The sequence below is a fragment of the Micromonospora sp. BS32 genome, from assembly GCF_059089345.1.
The window spans coordinates 342,612-365,168 of record NZ_JBSSHR010000001.1 but is presented as its reverse complement, the minus strand read 5'-3'; the positions used below and the strand labels follow the sequence as shown (position 1 = coordinate 365,168).

General features: G+C 67.2%; 25 protein-coding genes and 5 pseudogenes. 13 read left to right on the top strand and 17 right to left on the bottom strand.

Annotation, left to right across the window (positions count from 1 at the left end):
• Nucleotides 1–10: 10 nt before the first annotated feature.
• Complete coding sequence (locus AC5RWQ_RS01760) at nucleotides 11–853, bottom strand: HalD/BesD family halogenase (RefSeq protein WP_494280960.1); 843 nt, start codon at nucleotides 851–853, stop codon at nucleotides 11–13.
• A gap of 361 nt (nucleotides 854–1,214) precedes the next feature.
• The gene (locus AC5RWQ_RS01755) at nucleotides 1,215–1,451 is read right to left on the bottom strand and encodes a hypothetical protein (protein WP_494280959.1); all 237 of its coding nucleotides are present in this window, start codon (nucleotides 1,449–1,451) and stop codon (nucleotides 1,215–1,217) included.
• Nucleotides 1,452–1,800: 349 nt separating this feature from the next.
• On the opposite strand from AC5RWQ_RS01755, the gene AC5RWQ_RS01750 reads away from it, so the two are divergent.
• Nucleotides 1,801–2,154, top strand: a complete 354-nt coding sequence (locus AC5RWQ_RS01750) for a hypothetical protein (protein ID WP_494280958.1) — start codon at nucleotides 1,801–1,803, stop codon at nucleotides 2,152–2,154.
• A 160-nt stretch (nucleotides 2,155–2,314) separates the two neighbouring features.
• On the opposite strand, the gene AC5RWQ_RS01745 is transcribed toward AC5RWQ_RS01750, so the two are convergent.
• The 3 genes from AC5RWQ_RS01745 to AC5RWQ_RS01735 form a co-directional block, all read right to left on the bottom strand.
• Nucleotides 2,315–3,271 (bottom strand): cyclase family protein, encoded by a 957-nt coding sequence (locus AC5RWQ_RS01745; RefSeq protein ID WP_494280957.1) that lies wholly within the window; start codon nucleotides 3,269–3,271, stop codon nucleotides 2,315–2,317.
• 424 nt (nucleotides 3,272–3,695) lie between these two features.
• The gene (locus AC5RWQ_RS01740; RefSeq protein WP_494280956.1) at nucleotides 3,696–3,872 is read right to left on the bottom strand and encodes a hypothetical protein; all 177 of its coding nucleotides are present in this window, start codon (nucleotides 3,870–3,872) and stop codon (nucleotides 3,696–3,698) included.
• A 44-nt stretch (nucleotides 3,873–3,916) separates the two neighbouring features.
• Entirely contained in the window at nucleotides 3,917–4,798 is an 882-nt protein-coding gene (locus AC5RWQ_RS01735; protein WP_494280955.1) for a CPBP family intramembrane glutamic endopeptidase, read from the bottom strand.
• 574 nt (nucleotides 4,799–5,372) lie between these two features.
• On the opposite strand from AC5RWQ_RS01735, the gene AC5RWQ_RS01730 reads away from it, so the two are divergent.
• A complete protein-coding gene (locus tag AC5RWQ_RS01730; protein ID WP_494280954.1) occupies nucleotides 5,373–5,936 on the top strand; it encodes a TetR/AcrR family transcriptional regulator in 564 nt (187 codons plus the stop codon).
• Between the two features lie 14 nt (nucleotides 5,937–5,950).
• Nucleotides 5,951–6,598: a hypothetical protein gene (locus AC5RWQ_RS01725; protein WP_494280953.1), complete on the top strand. Its 648-nt coding sequence runs from the start codon at nucleotides 5,951–5,953 to the stop codon at nucleotides 6,596–6,598.
• A gap of 643 nt (nucleotides 6,599–7,241) precedes the next feature.
• Here the strand turns inward: AC5RWQ_RS01725 and AC5RWQ_RS01720 are convergent.
• From AC5RWQ_RS01720 to AC5RWQ_RS01710, 3 genes and pseudogenes are all read right to left on the bottom strand, one after another.
• Nucleotides 7,242–7,664, bottom strand: a pseudogene (locus tag AC5RWQ_RS01720) (amino acid permease); the annotation flags it as partial.
• Nucleotides 7,665–7,939: 275 nt separating this feature from the next.
• Nucleotides 7,940–8,245 (bottom strand): hypothetical protein, encoded by a 306-nt coding sequence (locus AC5RWQ_RS01715; RefSeq protein WP_494280952.1) that lies wholly within the window; start codon nucleotides 8,243–8,245, stop codon nucleotides 7,940–7,942.
• Entirely contained in the window at nucleotides 8,242–8,622 is a 381-nt protein-coding gene (locus tag AC5RWQ_RS01710) for a hypothetical protein (protein ID WP_494281149.1), read from the bottom strand. Before AC5RWQ_RS01710 ends, AC5RWQ_RS01715 begins: the two co-directional genes overlap by 4 nt.
• A 127-nt stretch (nucleotides 8,623–8,749) precedes the next feature.
• On the opposite strand from AC5RWQ_RS01710, the gene AC5RWQ_RS01705 reads away from it, so the two are divergent.
• The 4 genes from AC5RWQ_RS01705 (at nucleotide 8,750) to AC5RWQ_RS01690 (ending at nucleotide 11,436) form a co-directional block, all read left to right on the top strand.
• The gene (locus tag AC5RWQ_RS01705; protein WP_494280951.1) at nucleotides 8,750–9,151 is read left to right on the top strand and encodes a GntR family transcriptional regulator; all 402 of its coding nucleotides are present in this window, start codon (nucleotides 8,750–8,752) and stop codon (nucleotides 9,149–9,151) included.
• 128 nt (nucleotides 9,152–9,279) lie between these two features.
• On the top strand, nucleotides 9,280–9,612 hold the full coding sequence (locus tag AC5RWQ_RS01700) for a hypothetical protein (RefSeq protein ID WP_494280950.1): 333 nt from the start codon (nucleotides 9,280–9,282) through the stop codon (nucleotides 9,610–9,612).
• 539 nt (nucleotides 9,613–10,151) lie between these two features.
• Entirely contained in the window at nucleotides 10,152–10,775 is a 624-nt protein-coding gene (locus AC5RWQ_RS01695; RefSeq protein ID WP_494280949.1) for a hypothetical protein, read from the top strand.
• Between the two features lie 334 nt (nucleotides 10,776–11,109).
• Nucleotides 11,110–11,436: a hypothetical protein gene (locus AC5RWQ_RS01690; RefSeq protein ID WP_494280948.1), complete on the top strand. Its 327-nt coding sequence runs from the start codon at nucleotides 11,110–11,112 to the stop codon at nucleotides 11,434–11,436.
• A 972-nt stretch (nucleotides 11,437–12,408) separates the two neighbouring features.
• On the opposite strand, the gene AC5RWQ_RS01685 is transcribed toward AC5RWQ_RS01690, so the two are convergent.
• The 3 genes from AC5RWQ_RS01685 to AC5RWQ_RS01675 form a co-directional block, all read right to left on the bottom strand.
• Nucleotides 12,409–12,789 carry a hypothetical protein gene (locus AC5RWQ_RS01685; RefSeq protein ID WP_130332038.1) on the bottom strand — a complete coding sequence of 127 codons (381 nt, stop codon included), beginning with the start codon at nucleotides 12,787–12,789 and terminating at the stop codon, nucleotides 12,409–12,411.
• A gap of 351 nt (nucleotides 12,790–13,140) precedes the next feature.
• Nucleotides 13,141–13,608: a DUF3592 domain-containing protein gene (locus tag AC5RWQ_RS01680; protein WP_494280947.1), complete on the bottom strand. Its 468-nt coding sequence runs from the start codon at nucleotides 13,606–13,608 to the stop codon at nucleotides 13,141–13,143.
• A 57-nt stretch (nucleotides 13,609–13,665) separates the two neighbouring features.
• A complete protein-coding gene (locus tag AC5RWQ_RS01675; protein ID WP_494280946.1) occupies nucleotides 13,666–14,220 on the bottom strand; it encodes a hypothetical protein in 555 nt (184 codons plus the stop codon).
• Between the two features lie 652 nt (nucleotides 14,221–14,872).
• On the opposite strand from AC5RWQ_RS01675, the gene AC5RWQ_RS01670 reads away from it, so the two are divergent.
• Nucleotides 14,873–14,995, top strand: coding sequence for a hypothetical protein (locus AC5RWQ_RS01670; RefSeq protein ID WP_494280945.1), 123 nt, complete (start codon nucleotides 14,873–14,875; stop codon nucleotides 14,993–14,995).
• Between the two features lie 215 nt (nucleotides 14,996–15,210).
• Nucleotides 15,211–15,300 (top strand): annotated as a pseudogene (locus AC5RWQ_RS01665) (excisionase family DNA-binding protein); the annotation flags it as partial.
• 182 nt (nucleotides 15,301–15,482) lie between these two features.
• Here the strand turns inward: AC5RWQ_RS01665 and AC5RWQ_RS01660 are convergent.
• The 4 genes from AC5RWQ_RS01660 to AC5RWQ_RS01645 all read right to left on the bottom strand — a co-directional run bounded on the left by AC5RWQ_RS01660 (nucleotide 15,483) and on the right by AC5RWQ_RS01645 (nucleotide 17,824).
• Nucleotides 15,483–15,833: a hypothetical protein gene (locus AC5RWQ_RS01660; protein WP_494280944.1), complete on the bottom strand. Its 351-nt coding sequence runs from the start codon at nucleotides 15,831–15,833 to the stop codon at nucleotides 15,483–15,485.
• Between the two features lie 187 nt (nucleotides 15,834–16,020).
• Nucleotides 16,021–16,512: a hypothetical protein gene (locus AC5RWQ_RS01655; RefSeq protein ID WP_494280943.1), complete on the bottom strand. Its 492-nt coding sequence runs from the start codon at nucleotides 16,510–16,512 to the stop codon at nucleotides 16,021–16,023.
• A 654-nt stretch (nucleotides 16,513–17,166) separates the two neighbouring features.
• Nucleotides 17,167–17,601, bottom strand: coding sequence for a DUF3592 domain-containing protein (locus AC5RWQ_RS01650; protein WP_494280942.1), 435 nt, complete (start codon nucleotides 17,599–17,601; stop codon nucleotides 17,167–17,169).
• Nucleotides 17,602–17,653: 52 nt separating this feature from the next.
• A complete protein-coding gene (locus tag AC5RWQ_RS01645; RefSeq protein WP_494280941.1) occupies nucleotides 17,654–17,824 on the bottom strand; it encodes a hypothetical protein in 171 nt (56 codons plus the stop codon).
• A 51-nt stretch (nucleotides 17,825–17,875) separates the two neighbouring features.
• Between AC5RWQ_RS01645 and AC5RWQ_RS01640 the strand changes: the two genes are divergently transcribed.
• Nucleotides 17,876–18,289, top strand: coding sequence for a PH domain-containing protein (locus AC5RWQ_RS01640; RefSeq protein WP_494280940.1), 414 nt, complete (start codon nucleotides 17,876–17,878; stop codon nucleotides 18,287–18,289).
• A gap of 110 nt (nucleotides 18,290–18,399) precedes the next feature.
• Here AC5RWQ_RS01640 and AC5RWQ_RS01635 read toward each other — a convergent pair whose 3' ends face one another.
• Nucleotides 18,400–18,921 carry a hypothetical protein gene (locus AC5RWQ_RS01635; RefSeq protein ID WP_494280939.1) on the bottom strand — a complete coding sequence of 174 codons (522 nt, stop codon included), beginning with the start codon at nucleotides 18,919–18,921 and terminating at the stop codon, nucleotides 18,400–18,402.
• 880 nt (nucleotides 18,922–19,801) lie between these two features.
• Nucleotides 19,802–20,389 (bottom strand): nucleoside monophosphate kinase, encoded by a 588-nt coding sequence (locus AC5RWQ_RS01630; protein ID WP_494280938.1) that lies wholly within the window; start codon nucleotides 20,387–20,389, stop codon nucleotides 19,802–19,804.
• Nucleotides 20,390–21,026: 637 nt separating this feature from the next.
• Between AC5RWQ_RS01630 and AC5RWQ_RS01625 the strand changes: the two are divergent.
• The 3 pseudogenes from AC5RWQ_RS01625 to AC5RWQ_RS01615 form a co-directional block, all read left to right on the top strand.
• Nucleotides 21,027–21,380: pseudogene (locus AC5RWQ_RS01625) on the top strand (replication initiator); the annotation flags it as partial.
• A pseudogene (locus AC5RWQ_RS01620) lies at nucleotides 21,335–21,560 on the top strand (excisionase family DNA-binding protein). The pseudogenes AC5RWQ_RS01625 and AC5RWQ_RS01620, both read left to right, overlap by 46 nt.
• Nucleotides 21,560–22,545, top strand: a pseudogene (locus AC5RWQ_RS01615) (tyrosine-type recombinase/integrase). The pseudogenes AC5RWQ_RS01620 and AC5RWQ_RS01615 overlap by 1 nt, the downstream one beginning before the upstream one ends.
• The last annotated feature ends 12 nt before the right edge of the window (nucleotides 22,546–22,557 follow it).

The window sequence follows — 22,557 nt, the reverse complement described above, 5'->3', positions numbered from 1 at the left end:
CTCGCGATTACTAATCCAGCAACTGGTCGACTCGCACGGCATTGCGCTCGGCGTCGCGGTGCGCGGGCAGGACCCGGCCGAACAGCTGCCGGGTACGGGCGACACTGCCCATCACGCCGGGGCGTTCGGAGTAGGCGAAGATCGCTGAGTGCCGGGCGGTGGCGCCGCGCACCGCGCTCACCCGGTGCAGCGCGTACCGGCCCTTGAACAGCTGGAGGTCACCGGGGCGCAGGGTCAGGGCCCGCACCGGCGAGCGGTCGGCGCCGGTGAGCACCGAACGGACGGCGCCGAAGTTCTCCGCGCCCGCCGAACGGATGTTCGGGCAGTACTCGAAGACGCCGCCCTCCTCCGGCTCCTGGGTCAGCATGCTGACGGTGAACTCGTTGGTGTCGAAGTGCCACGGGTGCTCCATGCCGGGCTGCACGACGTTGAGCACCAGGCTGGACAGCGGGTCGGCGAGCTCGTGCAGCTCCGGGAGTTCGAAGCAGGCGGCGACGAAGCGCACGAACGACGGGTCGATGTAGAGCCGGTGGATGACACTGTCGGTGGGGATCCGGTCGCGCGGGACGAACGCGTTGCCGCGCTGCATGACGATGCGGCCCGGGTGCTCGGCCGGCAGGTCGTCGTCGAACGCGATGTTGTAGACGTTGGTCTCCTCGACGTCGTAGTACGCCAGCGGAGCGACCCCGGCGCCTTCCCGCCGCAGCGCCTCCCAGCTGCTCGGCAGAATGAACTCCGGCAGCACGCTGCACCCGAGTTCGCGCAGTTCGGTGCGCGTTCGGGAAACGACGCGTTCCCATGCGTCGCTTCCCGGATCGGCCAGTGGATAGCGCGCGGTGTCCACGATATGCATTGGACGGATCCCTTCTTCCATGGTGGCGGCATGAAGAAATGCAAAACCCTAACAAGATTCACCGGCGTCTACCCCATGTTGGTTACATTGTTCACAGCACCGCGGCCGGAGCGCGGCCCGCTGGACCAGCCCAACTACTGGTAGGCCGCCCGAGGTGCCGCCCCGGGGCCGGCCGACGGTCATGGCGCGTCCCGTCGTGCGGCCGAGGCGCTACGAACGGCGTCCGAACAGGCCCGGAACGTCGTACTGAGCACCGTCTCCCCGGCCCGGGTCAGCTCACCGCGCAGGAACAGGGTGCCGCAAACCGCGACGGGTCGTCGACACGGCGGTTTCCAGCACGCTCAGCACCCCGGCCAGCTCGTCACCGGCCCGCACCGGTGCCATCCATCGCAATCATCGTCGATGACAGCCGGGCGCCCTCGTACATGGCGATTGCCGACCAGGACGGCAACAAGGCGTGCGTGTGCACGAAGCTGCCTGCGGTGCAAAAGCGGTGACCCGTTAGCGCCGATTCTCGCGTCATGTGTCGCACCAGCTCTCTACGCGGCGTCCGCTCATCGGCAAGACCACGCGCCGAGCGCAGGCGCGTGCCCGTCACGCACCGCGACGCTCGGTTGGCGGCATGAGCCAGCGCTCGTCCAGCCCAGCGCCGGCGCCGCATCCGGCGCTCGTCGCACAGATAGCCGGGCTGCGGAGCTGAGCCGCATACCACGGCCAGCCACGGGACGGATGTCGGCGAGAATCTCCACGTGCGTCATCTGAGTCGGGATCAGCTCGCCGCGTCACCGCTGCCCGACGGCCCCTCGGCCGAGGCGTGGAGCACCTACCTGGCGTGCTGGGCGCAAGGGCGGCGCCGTGACGCCTTGGCCAGCGCTAGCCGATTCGTTGACCTCCTGTCCGCCGCAGGGCTCGGCCCCTGCGCGGCTTTCGCCCGGTGGGTGTGCTCGATGCTGTTCGACAGCAGCGACTGGTGGGCCGGCCAGTGGGGCGGCGGCACGATCCTGCGCAAGGGTCGCTGGGAACGGCCAGCGGAGCCGGCGTTGACCGTCCACCCGATCGTCGTTCGGGTCCTCCTGCCCTACCTGATCGACGGGCTGCACGACCAGGACGGCCCGCACCTGCGCTGGATGTATCAGTTCGCTGTCGGCCAGAGCTACCGGCTCCCTCCCCGAGAATGGCACCAGATGACGGCCGCCATCGAAGCCCGGTGCGGGCTCGGGGCACCGCCGATCGCGTTACTGCAACACGCCGCCGACGACCCTAGAGCCCGTCGCATGCTGCGGGACGCGGAGACCGACTGACCCGCGCCAGGCCATCGCCGCAGCAGCGATCTATGCCTACCGGGTGCTCGAGTTTGAGCAGGCCGTGAGCGGGGACGCGGTGTTCGGTCAGTTGGTGCTGGCCCTGCCGAGGTTCGCGAAGGAATCGTGGCGGCAGCACGCACCCCCTCGTGAACCGCGGTCAGAATGTGGCGATCGGGTTGACCGGGCTGCCGGACGTACCGGCGAAGCGGACCGGCGCGACTGCGAGGTGGAAGTCCCACTGGCCGAGCTCGGCAGCCGTTGTCGCGCACACCTCCAGGTCGCAGTTGTCGAGCAGCCACAGACCCATCGCGACGAGACTCACGGCGTGAACCGGCATCAACACGTCTTCGTACCCCGACGGCTGAACGTCCTGGGGGGTGTCAGCGCCGATCAGCGCGACGTCGCGTTCATGTAGCCACGGCAGGCAGGACGCGTGCCAGCCGGCCTGGGTGAAACCGCTGGCCTCACCGGCCTCGTGCCGGACGCGGCCATAGCCGGTCCGCAGGAGTACCGCATCGCCGGATCGCACCCGTACACCCTGGCGACGCTCGGCCTCCTCGAGATCGTCGGGAAACACACCCTGCCCCGATTCCAACCACGGCACATCGCGGGCCCTCGCAATGTCCAGCAGGACACCTCGCGTGATGATCCCGTTCGCCGCCGCCGTGACGGCCGCCCACGCCGATCCCGTTGCGGCGTCGACCAACGAGTGCGACCGCCCGTTGTACATCGTGCCGTCCCAGAAGATGTGGCACGGCGAGTCGACGTGGGTGAGGGTGTTGCCGTGGAACGTGATGCCGAGCCGCTCGGACGAAAAGCCCCAGCGCCGGTCGGCGTGGAAGCCGGGCACCGGCATGTTCTCGGCACCCGGCATGTCGGCGGCGCACGGGCACGTCGTCGTCGACCGCTCCATGTCTTCCGGTACGGCAACCTCCCATGCGCAGGACACGCTCCTGCCGTGGCGCACGGCCCGCGCCGCCGCCAGCCGGACGTCGTCGGTGATGTGGTTCAGAGTTCCGAGCTCGTCTTCGTCGCCCCACCGTCCCCAGTTCGACAGCGTGTTGAAGTACCCGAGCACGTCGTCCTGTGTGGGCATCGGTCGCCCGGCCGTCATCCCAGCATCGACTCCTCCGGTCACGCGGTTCGAGGCACCGCAGGTAGGGTAGCCCGCCGCTGGACCGAAGACCGCAATGACTGGTCGAGCAGACGACTCGTCCGCACCGCCGGCCGCTACCGCGTCATCGAAATTCAGGCCGGCAACCACACCATCACCGCCACCGACCTACTACCCGACGACCTCCGCACCGCCGGCGCCGCGATCACCCAAGGTGTGCACTAATTTGAGCCAAGTCGGGTCTGAGACCTGCGTGCACCGTTGGGAGCACACCGGCCGTCCCCAGATGACCGACATCGCGCGGATCTCGGCGCTCCTCGACGTCCCCGCCTCGGTGGTGTGGGTCCGGATCGCAGCCGCCTCATCCCACGGCAAGGAGCCGGGGTAGTGGCGGTTGGCCAAGGCAGGTCGATGGCAGACACGCCTATCGGTCGGGCGGCCACTCTTCTGGGGAGGCCATGACCGCCGGTGCGAAGGGCGCGCACACCACGGCGACGGTCCCCAGGAAGCCGCCGACCACGAAGGCGTCCTCCTTGCCGAGGGCCTGGGCCTGGGCCTGGGCCGCACCGCTGACCGCCGCCGCTGCGGCGCCGATGGTCATGGTGGCGACGACACTCCGTGCCGGCCGCCCTACCGGCGACCAGCCTACGGGCGCGGCGTCGTTCCGGTGTCGTCGGGCTCGTCACCCGGAGTGAGGATCGCGGTCACCGCCGCGCCGCGGTCGAGCAGGGCCTTGCGGCTCACCACGGCCACCACGACTGCCGTCGCGACGAACAGCCACATGTCCCACGGTTGGGCATCGGGCCAGACCGGGTTGTTCATCTGCGCGTGGAACAGGAACGGCACCAGCAGGCTTCCCCCTGCGGCGTTGAACATCGGCGTGAGGATGACGCTGATCGCCACGACGCCGAAGAAGAACGGCCAGAACGCCCACGCGGACTGCTTTGTCCCACTCAACAGGAACGACGGCGCGCGCCATACCGCCACCACCAGGCCGAGCAGGAGCCCGGCCCACAGCGGCGAGAACCGCCGCTGGAGCAGCGGCAGCGCCACGCCCCGCCAGCCGAGTTCCTCAATCGGGCCGATGAAGAGCATCGGCAGCAGGGCCGGCAGCATGGCGTACCACGGTGAGAAGGGGAACGGGTCGGTGAGGTTGCCGGTGATCGCGGCCCCGGCGTAGAACACCGCAGGCATGCCGACGACCAGCACGAGCCACCACGACAGCGACATCCGCCACAAGGTGAAGCGACGGAAGAAGGCGCCCAGGCCCGATAGCCCGTAGTGGCGCCACACCATGAACACCCCCACGATCCCGGGTGTGTAGACCATGAGGATGAACACCGGGTTGGTGTAGCCCATCGGCCCGAAGATCGCGTCGACCTTCGCCTGGAACAGCACGTACAGCACACCCGCACCCCAGGACAGGCCGAAAGTGGCGAGGAAGAAGGTGCGGACCGACCGGAAGGTCAGGTCTGCCGTCCTCCGCTCCGTTGTGTTGCGGCTGCGCATGGGGGTTCCGGCGGTCACGGTCGCCTCTCTGGATCAATCGGACGCGACGGGCCTGCGGTCCGTCTGCGTCCACCGTTCCAGCGGAGGCCGCGCGGGGGCATCGGGACCTACCCTGGTCGGCCCCTGATCGACCCCTGATCCGGCTCACCGACGCCGCCGACTCCGCCACCGAGGCCTGGAACCCCGCAGGCTCCCACCAGGGCGATGACGTGTTCGGCAAGGCAAGGCTGGCGGGCGCCTGGAATGGCCGTACCGAGAGCCTCAGCCGACATCCCGGCCGACGCGGAGGGACGGCGGCAAGCAGCGCCGTGGCAGCTCGCGAACGCCGCCCAACTGGTACTGGATCCCGAGCTTCCCGAGAACTTCGCCCGGATCCAACTGCTCGGCACGAACGTCTGTCATCACCACCTTGGTCCACGTACCCCGAATCCGCGTCGTTCAGGGCGGGAGCCCTGAGTCACCAGGCCCCTCGGCGTGAACGGAGCCGCCGTGACCAGTACGTTGACGGCCTCGGCTATTAGGCGTAGCCTTTTGGCTATGAGGATTAGCCGAGCCCTTTCCCAGACCCGCTCTGGCGGCCGGGAGTGCGACTATGCCTAGGGCCGGGCTGTCCACCGCAGCCGTCGTCGACGCGGCTCTCGACCTCATCGACGATCGGGGCCTGGAAGCCCTGACCTTGGCCGCGGTCGCCGAACGCACCGGAGTCGCCGCGCCCTCGCTGTACAAGCACGTCGGCAGCCTCGCTCAGCTGCGGACGCTGATGGCCGTACGGATCATGGAAGAACTGATCGAACGCTCTACCAGCGCGTTGGTCGGACGCAGCGGCGACGACGCCGTCGCCGCCCTGATGCGCACCTATCGTCGCTACGCGCTCGAACATCCGGCCCGGCACGCCGCGATGCCGCCGGACCCCCTGCACGACCTGGCCCTGGCGAGCGCCGGTGCACGGCTGCTGGAGATCTTCCTCGCGGTGCTGCGGGGCTACGGACTCGAAGGCGAGGCCGCCATCCACGCCACCCGCTGCCTGCGGGCGCTCGTCCATGGCTTCGCCTCGATCGAGACGGCCGGTGGCTTCGGCCTGCCCGAGGACCTGGACACCACCCACGAGCAACTGATCCACATGTTCATCGCGAGCCTGCCCCGCACCTCATCTTGAAGCTGGAGAAGACGATGCCCACCTCCCCCGCCCGCACCCGGCTCGGCGCCCTCGCCCTCGCTGTCGCCGGGGTTCTGTTCATCCTCTACCCAGCGACCAGACCGTGGCACGACGAATCGACGATCGACGGCGCGACCCGAGCGATGAGTTCCGACTGGTGGGTCGCCTCGCACCTGTTCGCCATCAGCGGCTTCATCCTGGTAACGCTGGGTCTCCTCGCCGTACGCGAGGCGGTCAGGCACACCCGAGCCGAGCGGCTCGCTTTCGCTGCCGTCGTGACCGGTTGGATCGGCGTGGGACTCGTCCTGCCCTACTACGGCGCCGAGGACTTCGGCCTGCACGCCATCGCCAGCAAGTACGCCGCAGGCCAGCCGCTCGACCTGCTCGACCTGGTCGACACGGTCCGGAACAACCCCGTCGCGATCACGACGTTCGGGATCGGCCTCGTCGCGCTCGGGGTGTCGGCGATCCTGACCGCCGTCGCGGTCTGGCGCTCGGGGGTGCTGCCGCGCCCCAGCGGCATCCTCTTCGCGCTCGGATTCGCCCTCTTCCTTCCGCAGTTCTACACGCCCGCAGCCGTCCGGGTCGCACACGGCCTACTCGTCGCGGTCGGCTCGGCCTGGCTTGCCCTGGCACTGTGGCGGGCGAGGATTGATTCCTGACGTTCCGGCGCATCCCCGACGGGGCCACGACGCGTTTCACAGTCCATCGCACGGGTTGTCGCCCACCGTGCACTCCTCGGGCGCCTGGGACGTCGAACGTCAACGACCGCCCATGAATGGGCGGGCTTGCAGATCAACCCGCTGGCTACATCCAGATGCACTCCTCGGCGATGGCGCCGTCGCGCCACTTCGCTACCGTCACCATCCGGCCGCCGTCTTCCAACTCGCCCACCACACAGGTCCACTCCCCCGACCCGAAACCGATGGGGTGCGACTTGATCTGGACCGGCGTGCCACCGGTGCTCTTGGCGAACGTCTTCATGGCATCGATGTGCTCCTGGACGCCGTGAGTCTGCGGCTGCCCCTTCAAGTCGACGAGCACGTCATCGGTGTGGTGGTGGGCGAACACCCCGTTCCAGTCCGCCGGGTTCCACCCCTTGAAGTCGAGTTCGTCCATGCTCTTCAGGTTGCGGGTGACCTGATCGTCGGCCATGACACGATCCCCTCCAACGCCATCAGCGGTACGTCCCCGAGCAAGCCTATGGAGGCATTCGGGATCTATCAGGCGAATCGGGAGCCGTGAGTCCTCAGCCTTCGGATTGAACGCGCGCAGGGGCCGCGGCACCGCCAGGTTGCCAAAAAGTCGGCGTTCGCCGCGCTGCGCCACGGCGCTCGCCGCCGGCCGCGTTTGAGCGATGAACAACACCCCCGCCAGCACCAGTACCGCCGCCATCGCGCGGCCAATCTGCCGGGCACCGTCGCAGGTATCCTCGGCCAGCATGCTGATGCTGTCGAAGCCCAGAAAGGACAGCACCGCGATCGGCACCACCCTCGCTACCAGGCATCAGGTGAAGGTGCCCGGGTTGTAGAGCGCCTCCCAACTGAACCGGCCCTTGCCGGAGGCGATAGCCCAGCCAGCGACGACGAGGAGCACCGCCAGAACGAGCAACTCACCGACCAGCATCACCCGCGTGACGACCGCGGTCATACGGATTCCCACCGAGTTCACGAGGGTGTTGACGGCGACGAGTCCCAGCAGCCAGTTGAGAACGTCGCCGGCCGACACCCCGCCAGGCTGATGCCTTCGGATGCGCCGAAGAGGTCACCGCGCACGAGGCGCTGATCAGGGCGTTGCGCGTGGGATCCCAGTCTCAGCTCGCGGGACCCACACCGATACCAGCGCGGCAGAATCCAACGTCATACGCCGATGCAGAAAGGCTGGGGTGGGCGGTGCCAAGGAATCCAAGTAGACGTCGGACACCAGCCAGGCAGGGAGCAACGCAGTCTGACCACTTCGGTGTGAACTCTCGGCGAGGCGGTCGGGTCGGGCTTGATGCGAGGTCAGACGGCCTGCTGACGCACTTCTCGGCTCGGTTCGGCTGGCACCGTTGCTGCACTTCGCTGCTGTACTGCTGGCATGGAGTCAGCTTCCCTCGTCCAGCCGAGGAAGCGGCGATGCAGCACGCCGGCCGGCGTCCAGGGCATGTCCTCGGTGGCTTGGACGAGGTAGGAGCCGAGGTAGAGGGCCAGCGACACCGGAGCATCGACGTACTCGGCCCGCAGCTCCCGCTTCCGCGTTGCGCAGGGCCAGGGCAGGTCGCATCCGCCGCAGCTCCAGACCGGCATGACCGGGCCGTGGGTGGTCACCGCACGCCCTTTAGGAACCGGGCGGTGATCGCCCGGGCCCGCCAACTGGTCGCCCAGTCCACCTGCCAGCACGGGTACGGCGCCAGCCGCGACCACCAGGCTCGGCAGCCGGCGCACATGCTATGGAGTCCGCGGACGTGCACCGCGAGGATCATCTGTGCTTGTTCGTCGCCCACTACTCCCCTTCCCCCGGCCAGTGGCCACGGTTGATCGGAATCCGGTGCCGGGCCCGGCACGGCAGGTCGGCTCCGCACCGGCAGATCCGCCGCCACCGCCGCCAGCACCAGACCGGCCGATGCCGTCTCGCGAGGGTCATCGCGACGGCGAGCAGGTACTCCTCGTACGAGGCACGCCGCACCGGATCTCCCTTCGGGCATGGTCGACGGCACGGCGGCCGGGCCTTCGCTGGTCATCCGACCGCCGCCCCTGCCATGTCACACTGTACAGACGTAGGAATGTAGGTACAATAATCTGTAGAACTGTTGGACACGTAGCGTCACATTCGTGATCGACCCCAGCGCGGACCGCGCAGTGTTCCGGCAGCTCGCCGACCTACTGCGCGACCGGATCACGTCCGGCGACCTCGCGCCCGGCGCGTCGCTGCCCAGCGAGCTGCGACTGGCTCAGGAGTATGGACTCAGCCGGACGAGCGTCCGGCAGGCCATCTCCCTACTCCGGTCGGAAGGGCTCGTGATCGTCCAACCCCCGCGCGGCACCTTCGTCCGCAGCATGGAGCCGGTCGAGACAGTGACCCTACTCAAGGGCGACACGGCGTCAGCCCGAATGCCCACCCCTGCCGAACGCAAGGAGCTGGACATCGGCGAAGGCGTCCCGGTCCTGGTGGTCTTCCGCGCCGACGGCTCCCGTGAGCTGTACCCCGCCGACCGCATCCGCGTCGGCCGCTGACACCTGCGGCGTGGCTTCCGCAGACCGGGTTGGACCGGTCGCCCAATCGTTGGTGGGAGTTGCTGGACCTCGGCAGCTAGCCTCTGCTTGTGACACGGCGTCGAGTTCGAGCATGGATGGAGCTGACGATGGCTGCCGTCCTGCTTTCCTACGCCCCAGCGAAGGTCGCGAAGGATCTTGACGTATTGGAGGAGCCTCTTCCAGAGGACCCAGCCGGTGGAGTAACCAGCGCCGCACCCAACACCGACCCCATCGTCGAGCCCAGCCAGCGTGCAGTGAACGGCTTCATCCGCGTGACCTACCACGACGGCTCTGTAAAGGAGTACTACGTCGGGCACCAGCCAGCGTTCATCGCTGACCAAGTACTCGCGGCCAAAGCTGCACGTCGGCCTATCTACTCTTCTGGGATAAGCCCGGCCATCGGCAGGCCCGGCGGGTGTGGGTCGTCCTCGCATTTGTGAAAGAAGTCCAGCCACGTCTTCTAGAGGCCGACATCGATAGCCTCTACGAAGACGAAAGATTGTGGCTGCCTCACTGACGAAACGCCTGCTGGTCGACGGAGCTGAGGCCTGCTTCCCGCGTGCTCAGCCCCCTCGCTTGTATGTTCTGGGCAGCCCTCCCGCCGCGTCCATCCCCGACTGGCCCGTCCCCGTTCGACCCGTCGCGAGCCCGTGATCGTGCGCCGTCGTCCGTCATCGTTGCTACAGCCGCTGCTACACCCTGCGTCGACCGGACCAGCGGACTAAAAGGACTCCCGCCAGACCAGGGGTCACCGCGCCCTACCTGCATCCGACTCTCTGCTGGTCGTGCTGATGGTGCCGCTCTGGCGCCGCGTTGGGGTCACACTGGAGTCAATGCTCTTCGCCGTGACCACCCCTACCCGGGGCTCTCCCGCCGTGTAGGGTCGCGGCGTGCCCGCACCATTCAATGTCGCTGCGGCCCTCGGCCAGCCGGATCCTCATTTTGACGCCTGGCAGTTCATCCGGGATTTCGCCGCGACGTGGGTCACCCCATCGACGAAACGGACGGGTTCAGCGCTGAAGAAGTCGACGCGGCGGAGGCACGGCTGGGCCTACGACTGCCAACTGCCGTCCGACAGGGTTACCTGCTGTTCGGGCGGCGCACCCAGCTGACCAGCCGGCACGGAACGCTGTACCCACCCGAAAAGCTGAGCTATGACGACGACCACCAGGTGCTTGTGTTTCGTACCGCCCATCAGGGCGTCGCCTCCTACGGCCTGCCCCTAGCAGACCCCGAGCAGCAAGACCCGCCTGTCCTCGTGCGGCTCAGCATGCTGGACACGGCGAGCGAATCATGGGAGCCCTTTATCGACCGCTTCTCGCTGGCCTGCGTCGACATCCTGCTGTCCGAGCGTGTGGAGGGCGGCGAGCTGAGCGACGGCCGTGACCTGCTGGGCGGCGAGCCGGCGTCCTTTGCCGCCCACCTCACCCAAGCGGTGGTTCCCCGATATTTGGGCAGCTACAGCGGCGGGCAGTGGTACGCGACCGAGGATCTCATCCTCGGCGTCGAGGACGATACCTGGGTGGCAGTCGGCGCCCGCACCGCAGACGCGCTGGACTCGTTCCGTACCGAGCACCCCGGCGATTGGGTCAACGAATACTGATGGGCCATCCGGATGGAGAGCGCGCCGCCGGCTACGCGCGGTGACCTCGATCTTGGGATGGTCAGTAGACTCTCCGGGCCTTGTCCATTTGGGCCCGTGTGTCCCGGAGGGCGCACACACATACTCAACGCCGGCTTGACCGAACCGAACCCGTGACCTCTTCTGTGTGAACGCGGGTACGGGACGTCGTCGGATCACATCCGGTGTCGTCCTACGCCTCGGAGCATGCGGCGTCTGCTGCCTTGCGTCGTCTCCTGCCGTCCGCTGGTGGTCGTCTCGCTGCCTCTTCGCTGCTTCCTTGCGCCGCTCCGCGCCGAAAACTTAGCCTGCACGGATGCTGACCGAGCCGCGCGGCACGATGCATGGGTGGATCTGGCGCGCGAATCTGCTGCCGTTCGTCGAGACGATCGCTGATCTTGTGCGGTGCCGGCTCGACGAGAGCGGGCTCACTGCGGGAGTCGAGTACTCCGACGCCAACAACGACCTCTGGTTCACGTTCGTCCTAGACGGGCAGCCGCGCGTCGAGATGCACTTCGCGGGCACGGACGACCAGGTGTTGGTCGACCTGGAGTTGGACGGCACCGACGAGTCGTTCGAGATCAGGGCCGTTCTATTGCTCGACATCTGTAGCAGCTACCGCCTGGCTCCGGAGGCCAGCTGACTCGACCTGCGCATTACGAGTCAGTCCCCCAGCGCTGGTCCACCGCCTGGTCCTCATGCCGGACCGGGCGCCTCGGTCCGCCATCGTCCGCTCATGCTCGCTGGTTTGGCTGCTCGCTTGGCTGCTCGACCGGATCCTGGTCCTGCACTGATGCGTCAGGCATCGACTATGTTGCCGAGGTGGAGCAACGGAGCACCGACGGACTGATTGCCCGCTACGTCGTGCCGTTCTACCTCGACATGATGGGACCCAACGCCCTCAGGTACGGACTTCCCTCGCTCGCAGCCGTTGCAGACGTGAGCCGAGCCGCAACGCCCTGCGATGTGATCGCACTCCTGTATGACAGCTGGCGTCCACGTGTCATGGGCGCCTGGTAGTCGGTAGGGGTCGGCGGTCCGGAGGTAACCGCCGCCGTTCTCCACGCCCTAGCCACATCGCGGGGTGCCCTCGACGCGCCGCCCCTTGCGACAGCCTCCGTCGTCCTGGCCGGCCCCGAGGCCGTTGAAGCCCTAGAGCAATACATCGCCGCGGATCAGGCCAAGGGCTGGGGGGCAAGTGGGGTGATCGCCGCAGCAGCCGACCATGTCCGTCTTCACCACCACGTCGCCACCTCGCTTCTTCTTCCAACCGACGCAGACCGAGACACCTTCACCGCTCTCATCGACATCGCCCGCCGGCTGCAAGCCGCCTGACCGGCCTGTTGTCCACGACGTCTCGCTTACAAGGCGCTTTCGGCGAAGGTCGCAGCCTCCGCTGACGTCCAGCCTATTAGGGCTGGAGGCGACCCCCGTCCGCGCTGGTCCGGCCTCGGCCGCCACCGTTGATGTCAACGACCGATGTCAGCTCGCCGCTGTTGCGGCTTCCTGGTCGACGAGGGTGACCCTGCCGAGGAAGCCGGAGAAAGTCGTCGGCCCGTCTCGACCACGCTCGTCTCCAAGTCGATGCTCCGATGCCTGCCGTGAAGCGCGGGGATCACGACCAGGGCGGCTCGCCCAGCAGTTCACGGCAAGCCGTCATGAGCTTCTCTTGAGCGTCGGCGATCCGGGCTTCCGCTTGCGTCATGTCCGCCTTGCCATGGCTGCCCACGTCCAGATCGCCAGCCTCCTTCACCGCCAACACCAACTCCCCGCCGGCCGCGCTGACAGCGGGGTCCGTCGAATTGGCGGCCCGGGCCCCAACGGTGCCGTTTGGGGCGTAGAAGCGCTCATTCTCGTCCACCAGGCGTGCCACCCCAGCACAACCACCACGGGTGTACTTGTCAGGGCTGGGCGGGCTTGCTGCCGGTTTCTCGTCGGTACAAGCGGCCAGAAGCAGGGTGGCGCCAAGGAGGCAGGCGGCGAGAGACCGATTCACCGGCGAATCGTATATCGGCGATCATGGGGGACCGCATCGACTCGGCTGAGTGCTATCCCACGAGGATCGGGTTCATGGGTTCACCTGGGCGGCTGCGTGGCCACATGCCGACTTGACTGTCCGCACTCGTCCTCGAGCGGGTGTCCCCGTTCGGGCAGTTTGCTGTCATCGTTGCTGTCGACACAGAGACGGGCGGCTCACCCACCCGGATGCTAAGGGCCCACCCGAGCGGGACCTGAAAGTGCAGCAGTGCGCGGGCGACGGCAGACAGCACGCCAGCTCGAACCCGACCAGGCCAGCCAGTTGCAGGAGTTGGCCTGCGGCCCGGCTGAGGCAACCCGACCACGAGTCTCAACCTGAATCGGGTGACGGTCCTCGCCCCCGGCGTCTGAGCCGAGCGAGAGCCAGCATGATCATGATGATTCCGGCGGCTTCGAGGAATGCGGGCAACTGGAGAAGCAGGTCCTCCGTCGCATACCCCTCGGCCGTGGCAGCTTTGGTCGCATCCGTTCGGTCGACGTGCAGCCGCACCGCGTCTCCCTTGCGATACCGAACCTCATCGAGTTCGCTGGAGAGCAACTCCCGGTGCCGCGCACCGTTGAGGGCGTAGTCCACGGTCACCCTCGTCACCGAGGTCGAGCGCCCGATCTGGTATCGCTCCACGTGGACGACTCGGCCGGTCGTCTCGACGCCGACGCGCACCCTCTCGCCGATCACCGCGTCTAGCCGGGCCGAGAGCATGAGTCCGCCACCGACCAGGAGACTGCCCAGGACGACCGCCACGACGACCCGCAGCCGCCGTCCATCGAAACCGGTCACCGACGTGGGCCCTCCAAGCCGCGGCAAGCTGACCAACGGGAACTGGGCAGGCGCCAGCTAGTGGTCGTTGAGCATGAACAAGACCGTCTGGTGCTCGACATCGAGGAACGCGACCCGCCATCGTGGCGACGGCGCTGTTTCGTTGTACGACCTGCTGTGCAGCCACCGCGACTCGCTTGGCAGGAACGGCACCAGGGCAGGCCACACGTCTGCGGGGCTACTGTCGTGGGGAAGCTCATCCAGGTTGACAGATGCGTACGGTACGAAGTCGTATCGCTTCGCCAACGCCTGCGCGTCCTCCGGTCGCAGCTTGACCACGCCCTGGTACGCCCAGTCCGTAGGGCCGGGCATTCTGGAACACGGGTTGCCCGAGGTGCGCAGCTGCCAGTGGATTTCTGGGTAATCGCCGAGGTCCGGCAAGTCATCCGGAGGATCCCAATGGTCGGTCCGGACCTTCGCCTCTGCGACCTGCACGGACTCCTGGCAGGTACGCGTCTCCGCCGGATCGTCACCGATGAGCAGGAATCCGGCCGCGGCGCACCCGACGCCCGCCAGCAGCATCGCAGCAGCCGCGCCGAATACGGCCACCAGCAGCGGCCTGCCCGTCTTCATGGTCATTAGAGTACGAGTCCTCGGCCACAACCGTCGTCCACAGGTCGCCCCTGGATCAACGAAGTACGAGACCAATTCCGTGAACGCTTGACCGGCAACCAGCTCGTGAGCAGAGGTTCCAGCTTTGGCATCAGGCCGGGGGCCGAAGATGCGGATCTCCGCGACCGGCATGACACCTGCCCACATGCGTCGACCCCTTGACCCCCAGGCAACCAACACGGCACGCTGACCTGCGGCTCCGAAGCCGCTGAGCTGCCACGACGATCCCCAGTGTCGACGACAGTCCGCCTGTGTCCGTCGCGATCGTCACCCAGATAGTCACTCAGTCCCCGCTCGTGACCTCTGCCCGCTCTGGCGACGTAGTCAGGAACAGAGCTTGCATCGGCACCCCTTGTTCCACCAGCGCCCCTGGTGTTCTTCCCGCAGTCGGAACCGGCGGTACGGCGCATCCGGATCACAGCCGAGCTGCGCCAAGTACTTCAGCGCCAAGAGCTCAAGACAAGATCTATTGCGCATGAAAGACCGAGGCTAAGCGAAAGGTGCCGCCGTAGTCGCCACGGCGGCACCTTCCGGGCCGGACTCATGCGGCGGGGACAGCTCGCCGCATGCGGTTCACTGCACCTGGTATCCGTAATTGCCCCGGAGCGGGTATGTGGAATTGCAGTACTTTACTGACCAGGCGCTGCCGTCGCTGGCTCGATCCTTCCAGGTCCCGTACAGCTTGGTCTTCGCGCCGGTGTACTCGTTCCAGCACTCGATCCAGACCCTGTACTGACCGTATCCCGCAGTGCACGTCGCATACGCCCAATTCCCACCGTCCGTACCGGCGTGGCAGTTGCTCGGCACGGCGGAAGCCGGCACCGGCGAGAGCCCCACCGCGGCGACGACCGTGGCCAGTCCGAGGGCGAGTTTTCCCGTGAATCTGATCATGCCTGCGAGGCTAGCGCCGGAGCGCGCTCACCACAATAGACAGACGACCGTTGGGGAAGCGCTGTGCTCAGCGGCAAGTACCGCCGCATCCTCCCCGAATGGGTCGACGACTACATCCGCGAACAGGTCGAACGCCAGGAGGCCGCCTGATGCCCGCACGTGCGGCGCTCCACCCATCCCGATGCTCCTATGGATGTCAACTGCGACCCCTTGACCCCCAGGCAACCAACACGGATCGGTGACCTGCATTTTCGCCGGCCGTGAGCTGCCGGATGGGTCCTCCGGTGTCCATGCTCGTCCGTCAGCGTCCAACCCGATTGTCACCCGGTTAGTCACTCAGCTATCGAGCTGTCCCCTACCTTGCTGAGCATCACGTCGACGTCACCGGATCGGATGATCTCTCCCAGGGCCGCCACCATCGCCTCGACACCGGGTCTTGGAACGATGACCAAGTCGGAGCACCAGAAGTACCGACCGCCACCAGCCTCCCCGGTTTCAGCCCACCTTTGCAGGACGCGACCGATCTCATCCGTCGTCATAAACGCGGCGTAACGATGGGTGCCGTCAGCGAGGTAGATGTGGGCATCGGTGTTGTCGGCCGTCGCGGGTTCATCGCCCTGGCCGAGCATGAAGCAAACACGAGCGCCCTCGACCATGCAGTCCCATCCCACCGTCTGACTCACGGGAAGCATCATCGCAGCTTCGGACGCTCAGCTTGGGAATCGGATTGATTCACACCGTGGGTAGCCGTACTGCCTGGCGGGCAAGCACGGAGCGTTCAGCTTGCGGCTGCAGGGGTGCCGTTGTAGGCCGGTGTTGACCGCTGCATCGGGCACGCCTCGGGCACGGCGACCATTACGCCGTGCGCTGTTAGCCGATGGCCCGGTCTCCGAGCCAGCTACCAACGGTCAGGTACGTGGCTAGCTCGGGCGGTATCGTTCCCTGCCTCAGCACCCACTCATCACCCAACGACGCCACGACCAGGTCGCAGTGGTCGAACCTCAGCAGGACACCGCCCAAGGCCGGCCGCGTCGTGTAGCCCCGGATGAGAGCGGTGTCTTGCAGCCGATGACCCGGCAGTAGCGCCAGCACGTCTGGCTTCTGCGCCGGCCCAACGCGCGTCTCACCGTGTTCTCCTAGGTCGTACGCCGCGTACGGCTCGCTGAACTCAAGAAGCAGCAGCTCGCCAGACGCATGCGCCATGAGCGGCGGCACTCCCTGAAAGTGCAGCCAGAAGTGCAACAAGCTTTCCGTATCACCACCACGTCGGCCGTCGTGCCAGTGCCGAGCCTCCGTGACCGCGACGAGGTCACGACCGATGACCCGATGTATCAGCTCGACGGCTCCAACGAACTCACCCATGCCCCAGCACGCTACTGGGCAAGCTTGACCGGCATACCAGGCACGGAGACCTGTTCGTCCCGAAGGGACCACTAGCCGTCTAGAAGCTGCGCCAGCAACAGAGCTGAGCTGCCCGAACGGTCCACTGGAGTCCATAGACGTCCGGCGCTGGTCGTGCCAATCGTCGCCCAGTTGATCACCCAGCGCGGGTGTCAGACGTTGAAGCGGAACTTAGACGGGCGGTCGCGTGACCTGTGGCGACCTGGTCGGCACGCTGGTCACGCTCGCTCCTGGGCTCACGTCGTTGATGGATGGTGGCCGACGTTTCACGCTGTCTTGTGCCTCGTGTGTGCCCCGGACGACCCCTTGCCCCCAGGCAACCAGCACTGCCCTCTGACCTGCTGCCGCACCTGCTCCGAGCTGCCGCGACGGTCCACGAGCGCATGCTTGTCCACCCGCCTGTTTCGCCGTCGTCGTTCAGCTAACCCGTCCGGCATGGGCCGCCCTGCCTCTATGGGCGCAGGTCGGATGGTGCCTGCTGTCGTCTTCCCGGCCGCTCCTGGTTCTTTCGCTGCCTCCTTGCTGCCTCTCCCGTTTCACCTCGACTCCCGGATTCGCTGTCACCGCCGGCCTACAGAGTCAGCCTCCGCTTCTCCAGAGCAGGGCGGCAGCCCGTCAACTCGCGCCGGGCCGGCGGCCCGCCCTGATCCAGGCGAGCGCCGCCACAATCGCCAAGGCCCCGGCGACCCCGAGCGCGACGGGCAGCTGGAGCAGCAGGTCCTCCGTCGCGTACCCGTCAGCCGTGGCCGCCTTGGACGGATCGCCCCGGTCGACGTACACCGTCAGCTCCTCCCCGGCGTCGCGCCGACCCTCGTCGAGCTCGCTGGAGAACCGCTCCTGGTACGCCAAACCGTCGACGGAGTACGCCACGGTCATCCGCGTCACCGCGTACGAGCGGCTCACCCTGAGCCGATCCGCCTGCACGACCCGGCCGGTCACCGCCGTTCCCTCGCTGACCCGCTGGTCGATCGCGGCGCCCAGGCGAGCCTGGAGCAGGATCCCGCCGCAGATGAGCAGGGTTCCGACGAGAGCCGCGACGATGATTCGCATCCCGCTGGGAAGCCTTACCGACACCGGTCCTCCAAAGCGCGCCTCATGTTGATCAGCCTGTCGGTGGGACGAGCGCGTTGTAGAGCGTCCCGATGCCAACGGTGATGGTATCGATCGCGGCATCAATCTGACTTCGGATGGCGGACGGGACGAACCGGTGGTGCGGCACCTTGTTCTTGATCGAATACGCGACGTCGAAGAACTGCCCGCCGAACTTCTTCACCAGCAGCTAGCGGGCAGCAGGGGTGGCCCATGCCCCGTACGATCCCGGCTCATGCACCAGATCTGGAAGGTCTCACCGCTTGGGCGGTACGGCGTACTTGCTCTCATTCCTCTGCTTGGCGCCATCACCTGGCTGGGCTGGGCCAACGTGTTCGTGAGTCTCCTCGCGAGCCTCGGTGCGCTCGTCAGTTGGTTCCGGTTCGCCTTCCGCCCCTCGGTGGTACTGACAGACACGGAAGTGATCGTGCGGAACCCCAACGGCTCCCAACACGTCAGCCTGCGGGATGTGGCGAAGGTCGAGCCTGGGTATGGCGGTTTGACCATCACGACCTCGACAGGTGAACGCGTGGTCGCGTGGGCCGTGCAGAAGTCCAACCTTGCCACCTGGACGGGCAGGCACACTCGGGCTGACGAGGTGACGGCCTCGATCATCGCAGCCAGCCGGAGTCGCGCAGTAACTCGGTGAGCCAGTTCGAGCACGGTCACGCGGCTGGGATGCTCTTGCCTAGACGGCGACGACCTTGTCCCGCCACTCGGGTGGCAAACGGCCCTGGCCTCAGAGGTGCGTCAGCCCATTCAGGATCCGGTCGTCTGGTATCTGCGGAGCGCAGCTTCGGCGAGCTGGTTGAGGTATTTGTCGCCGCCGGGTTTGTTGCCCTCCTCGTGGACGACCAGCAGAGTGGTTCCGATCCGGACGAGTACGCTGTCGCTTTCCAGCGTGTCAGAACCGGACGTCATGCTGTCGCTGACCTGAATACTGTCATCGCCGAGCTGCGGCCCTGGTGCCACTGCGAAGCGGTACCTGTCGCCGATGCCAAGGCCGGACGACACGACAACGGTGGGGCAACGGCCGATGAAGGTTCGCAGGTCGCTCATTGCTCGTCGTGCGCCGTCATCGGCGTAGGTCCTGAGGACTTCGGCTCCCACCCAGAAATCATCGGGATCCGCGTCATAGCTGAGGGTGGCTGCGGCCATCGCTGACGGAGTCCCGGTGAGCCGCCTGGCCGACAGCAGCGGGATCATGCTGTCCGAACAGGACGCGTCGCCGCTTGAGCGCTGATCTCCAGCATCAGGCGCCATGACTGTCGCGATGTCCACAGTGAATCCGGGCGGCACTGAGTCCGCGGTCACCAAGCGTGCGGACAGCGTCGCGGAGTAGCCGGACCCGCCGGTCGCCGGAACTGCTGGGGACGCTGGCTTCGTGGCTGTGGCCGAGCCCGTCGCCTGCGCCGTGGAGGGGATCGTTTCGCCCGCTGATCGATCCGCTGTATGAGCTGTTGTAGAACCGCACGCGGTCACCATGAAGACGGCCACCACCGCGACTAACCTACGCAGCACCATCCTGAGCACCGGGCACACTCCACCTCTCGCGCGAGACGCGTCAGGCTACCAGCGCGCGTGACTTCAGCCGTAGGCCTTCCAGCCTCCCCGTCATCTGCCATCCCGCCTGCCGCCGACCCGCCCATCCGGGGAGCGGGCCGCCGCGGTCCGCCACGTCAAGCGGACCTTGACGCACGTACGGACGCTGGCGGGCCGGGCGGTGGTCTGCTCGGCTTGCCCGGGTAGTCGGCTGGCGGGATGGCCATGCGCAACCACCCACGGACCGCGACCCGCCGACGGAGCCCCGGCCATCCTGGAGTCGTTGCGCCCCCGCCGGAGGCGCAGTGACCGCGACCGGGCGACCGGCGCGACCCGCCGCGCGGACCCGGCGTGCCTTCCATGCGCCGCACTGCTCGGGCGCGGCGCGGCCGGCTGCCGGCCCGCGAACCTCAACCACTCTCGGCCCTACCGTCTGCGGCCGCCCCGGGCTCCCCGTTCTCCGCGCCAGCCGCCGGGCGTTGTGCGTGGCCGGAGCGGAGCGACAGCAGAGTGCAGGCCGCGTGCCCTGGCGGCGGCGCGTGCGGCCCGTTGCGGGCCGCCTTGATAGATGTAAAGAAAGTCCTCCCACGTCGGCAGGCAGCCGCTACCCTGCCCGATCTCACGGGCGGCGTCGACCGTCGGAGGCGATCGGGATCAGCCTGGCTGCTACGTCCTCGAAGTCACCGAAGCCACTGACGGTTCGCAACAGGCCATGGGTCCGGTAGTAAGCGCGTAACGGCTCGACCTGCTCCTGGTAGTTCTCCTGCGAATGCGAGTACATGAGCAAGAGTTCCTGGCGTCGCTCGGCTTGCTGGGGGTCCAGTGCCCTCTGACGTTCCACCCGGCGGTGAACGGCGAGGCGAAGTTGGTCCTCAGTAAGGACGAGTTCGATCACTGCGTCGGGGACATGGCCGCTCTGCGCCAGCAACTCAGCCTGACGGACCTTGCGAGGGAAGTTGTACAGCACCCAGCCACCGTCGACGTTGGCTAGGGCGTCAGCGATGGCTCTGACCATTAGCTCATCCCGGACAAGCTGTCCGGCCTGCATATGCCGGTTCGCCTCTTTGCCCAGCGGCGTCTGCTGCTGCACGTGCTCGCGGAAGACATTGCCTGCGCTGACGACCTGTAGGCCGATGGCGCCTGCCAGAGCTGCCGCAGCGGAAGCCAGGTCGACTACCGGCCCGGCGATGAGGGCCACGTTTGGCATGTGTACTCCCATGTCGGGGATGCCGAAGAGCCAAGCTAGCAGCAGACATGGCACATCACGTGAGATGTGGACCTGGAGCATCAGCTCGGATACGGCAGGTCGGGAGCCGACCTTTTGATGCCGGTTGCCCGAGTCACGGCGGGTTGACGTGTCGGTACCCGGTGCTACTCTGGCGCTCGTCGAGCACCCCAGCGCGGCCTTCCTGCCGGATCGCTGGGCTCGATCTCAGAGATGCCGAGCGGCCTTCCTGCCGCTGATGCGGGCCAGGTCCGGCCGGCTCTCGATCGCGCCGGCCGCTGCGCCGGTCCTCCGAATCCGCTGAGCGGCCCAGCACGGCCTTCCCTGCCGTCCACGATGGCCCAGATTCGCACCTCTCCACGGGTGGGGACAGCCTGCGGCTAACCACCGGATGCCGATATCCCAGGCTCCCTACCCGCGCCGGCTCATTCATCAGGTTCACGAGCGTGAAAGGACATGACCCATCGGCGGGCAGTGGCAAGACCACGTTTCCGCCCTCCGGCGTCAGCCGCCCTCTCGGACGGTGCCAGGAGACACGACGAACACCACCAGCGGACAGACGTCCACGGCTGGTGGTGCTTCGTCTCCCGTCCCTGCCACCCCTGAAGAGGAGATAGTCGTGTCCACCCCGCTCACCATCTACCGCCCCGGTCTCGCTGTCGGCCGTGACGCCCAGGTCCTGCACCGCGCCGCCTCGCTCGAGTTCTCCGGCTGGCTGGAGCACACCCGCCCCGCCGGCGGCTGTGCTTGCCCGATCCGCCTCACCGGCACCATCGCCGCGGTCGAGCGAGACACCGGCCGCATCACCGGCCAGCTGCACACGGACGAGCTGCCCGACCGGACGCTCTACAAGGCGTGCGGCAACCGCCGCGAATCGGTGTGCCCGGACTGCGCCTGGGTCTACCGGGGCGATGCCTACCAAGTCGTTTGTCGCGGCTTGACCGGCGGCAAGGGGCTCCCCACGACCTCCGCCCCCGCTGGTACTCGCCGGCAGAAGGTCGCCGTGCTGCTCGGTTTCGGCATCTCCAAGGTCAAGATGAAGATCGCCACCGGCGAGCTGCGCTCCATCAAGGACGGCAAGTACCGCCGCATCCTCCCCGAATGGGTCGACGACTACATCCGCGAACAGGTCGAACGCCAGGAAGCCGCCTGATGCCCGGACGTACACGAGCCAACGGCGAAGGCTCGATCTTCCCCTACCGCAACGGCTTCGCCGCCTACGTCTAGGTCACCCCAAACCCGACGGCAAGCGCACCCGCAAGTACGTCTACGGCAAGACCCGCGAGACCGTCCACGACAAGTGGATCAAACTGCACCAACAGGCCAAGGCCGGGCCGGTGGCGACCAGCGTCCCCACGGTCGGAAGCTTCCTCACCTGGTGGCTGGCCGAGATCATCCAGCCGAACCGGGCACCGCTGACCTACGCGACCTACGAGACGTTCGTCCGCCGCTACATCTCCCCCGGCCTCGGGGCCAGGCGGCTCGACCGGCTCCAGTCGCGGGACGTGCAGACCTGGATCAACCAGGTGGCCCGGACCTGCCAGTGCTGCGCCCAGGGCAAGGACGCCGCCCGGCCGAAGCACAAGCGGCGCTGCTGCGCTGTCGGTCGGTGCTGCCAGGCGCGAAAGGGCGGAGCACTGGGACTCACCTGGGAAGACGTCGACCTCGACGCGGGAGAGTTGGCCGTCGGCCGCCAACTGCAGCGCGTCCGCGGCCAGCTGCTCCATCGCGACACCAAGACCCAGGCATCCGACGCCACACTTCCCGTGCCTGATATCTGTGCGACGGCACTAAATATCAGGAACGCGCAACGGGACGAGGCACGGGCAACCGCTGGCAAGGCATGGCACGAAACCGACCTCGTATTCGCCACTCGCTACGGCACACCCATCGAGCCGCGCAACTTCCAGCGCTCCTGGCAGACCCGGTGCGAGAAGGCCGGTGTCCGGCCGATCACCGTCCACGACGCGCGGCGAACTTGTGCCACCCTCCTGGCGGACCTCGACGTCCATCCGAGAGTCGCCATGCAGGTCCTCCGGCACGCCCGCTTCTCCGTGACGATGGAGATCTACACGCAGGTCTCGTCAAAAGCGACGCGCGAAGCCCTCAAGCGCCTCGGCGACTCGCTCGGCATCTGACCTACACGGGCA

Bases quoted from the DNA above. Each gene is read 5' to 3' on its own strand.
- AC5RWQ_RS01690 (WP_494280948.1), top strand. From the start codon at position 11,110: ATGCTGACCGAGCCGCGCGGCACGATGCATGGGTGGATCTGGCGCGCG.
- AC5RWQ_RS01650 (WP_494280942.1), bottom strand. From the start codon at position 17,601: ATGCGAATCATCGTCGCGGCTCTCGTCGGAACCCTGCTCATCTGCGGC.
- AC5RWQ_RS01760 (WP_494280960.1), bottom strand. From the start codon at position 853: ATGCATATCGTGGACACCGCGCGCTATCCACTGGCCGATCCGGGAAGC.
- AC5RWQ_RS01725 (WP_494280953.1), top strand. From the start codon at position 5,951: ATGCCCACCTCCCCCGCCCGCACCCGGCTCGGCGCCCTCGCCCTCGCT.
- AC5RWQ_RS01700 (WP_494280950.1), top strand. From the start codon at position 9,280: ATGGCTGCCGTCCTGCTTTCCTACGCCCCAGCGAAGGTCGCGAAGGAT.
- AC5RWQ_RS01745 (WP_494280957.1), bottom strand. From the start codon at position 3,271: ATGACGGCCGGGCGACCGATGCCCACACAGGACGACGTGCTCGGGTAC.
- AC5RWQ_RS01655 (WP_494280943.1), bottom strand. From the start codon at position 16,512: ATGGGTGAGTTCGTTGGAGCCGTCGAGCTGATACATCGGGTCATCGGT.
- AC5RWQ_RS01630 (WP_494280938.1), bottom strand. From the start codon at position 20,389: ATGCCAAACGTGGCCCTCATCGCCGGGCCGGTAGTCGACCTGGCTTCC.
- AC5RWQ_RS01675 (WP_494280946.1), bottom strand. From the start codon at position 14,220: ATGAAGACGGGCAGGCCGCTGCTGGTGGCCGTATTCGGCGCGGCTGCT.
- AC5RWQ_RS01750 (WP_494280958.1), top strand. From the start codon at position 1,801: ATGCTGTTCGACAGCAGCGACTGGTGGGCCGGCCAGTGGGGCGGCGGC.
- AC5RWQ_RS01640 (WP_494280940.1), top strand. From the start codon at position 17,876: ATGCACCAGATCTGGAAGGTCTCACCGCTTGGGCGGTACGGCGTACTT.
- AC5RWQ_RS01740 (WP_494280956.1), bottom strand. From the start codon at position 3,872: ATGACCATCGGCGCCGCAGCGGCGGCGGTCAGCGGTGCGGCCCAGGCC.
- AC5RWQ_RS01710 (WP_494281149.1), bottom strand. From the start codon at position 8,622: ATGCCCGAAGGGAGATCCGGTGCGGCGTGCCTCGTACGAGGAGTACCT.
- AC5RWQ_RS01730 (WP_494280954.1), top strand. From the start codon at position 5,373: ATGCCTAGGGCCGGGCTGTCCACCGCAGCCGTCGTCGACGCGGCTCTC.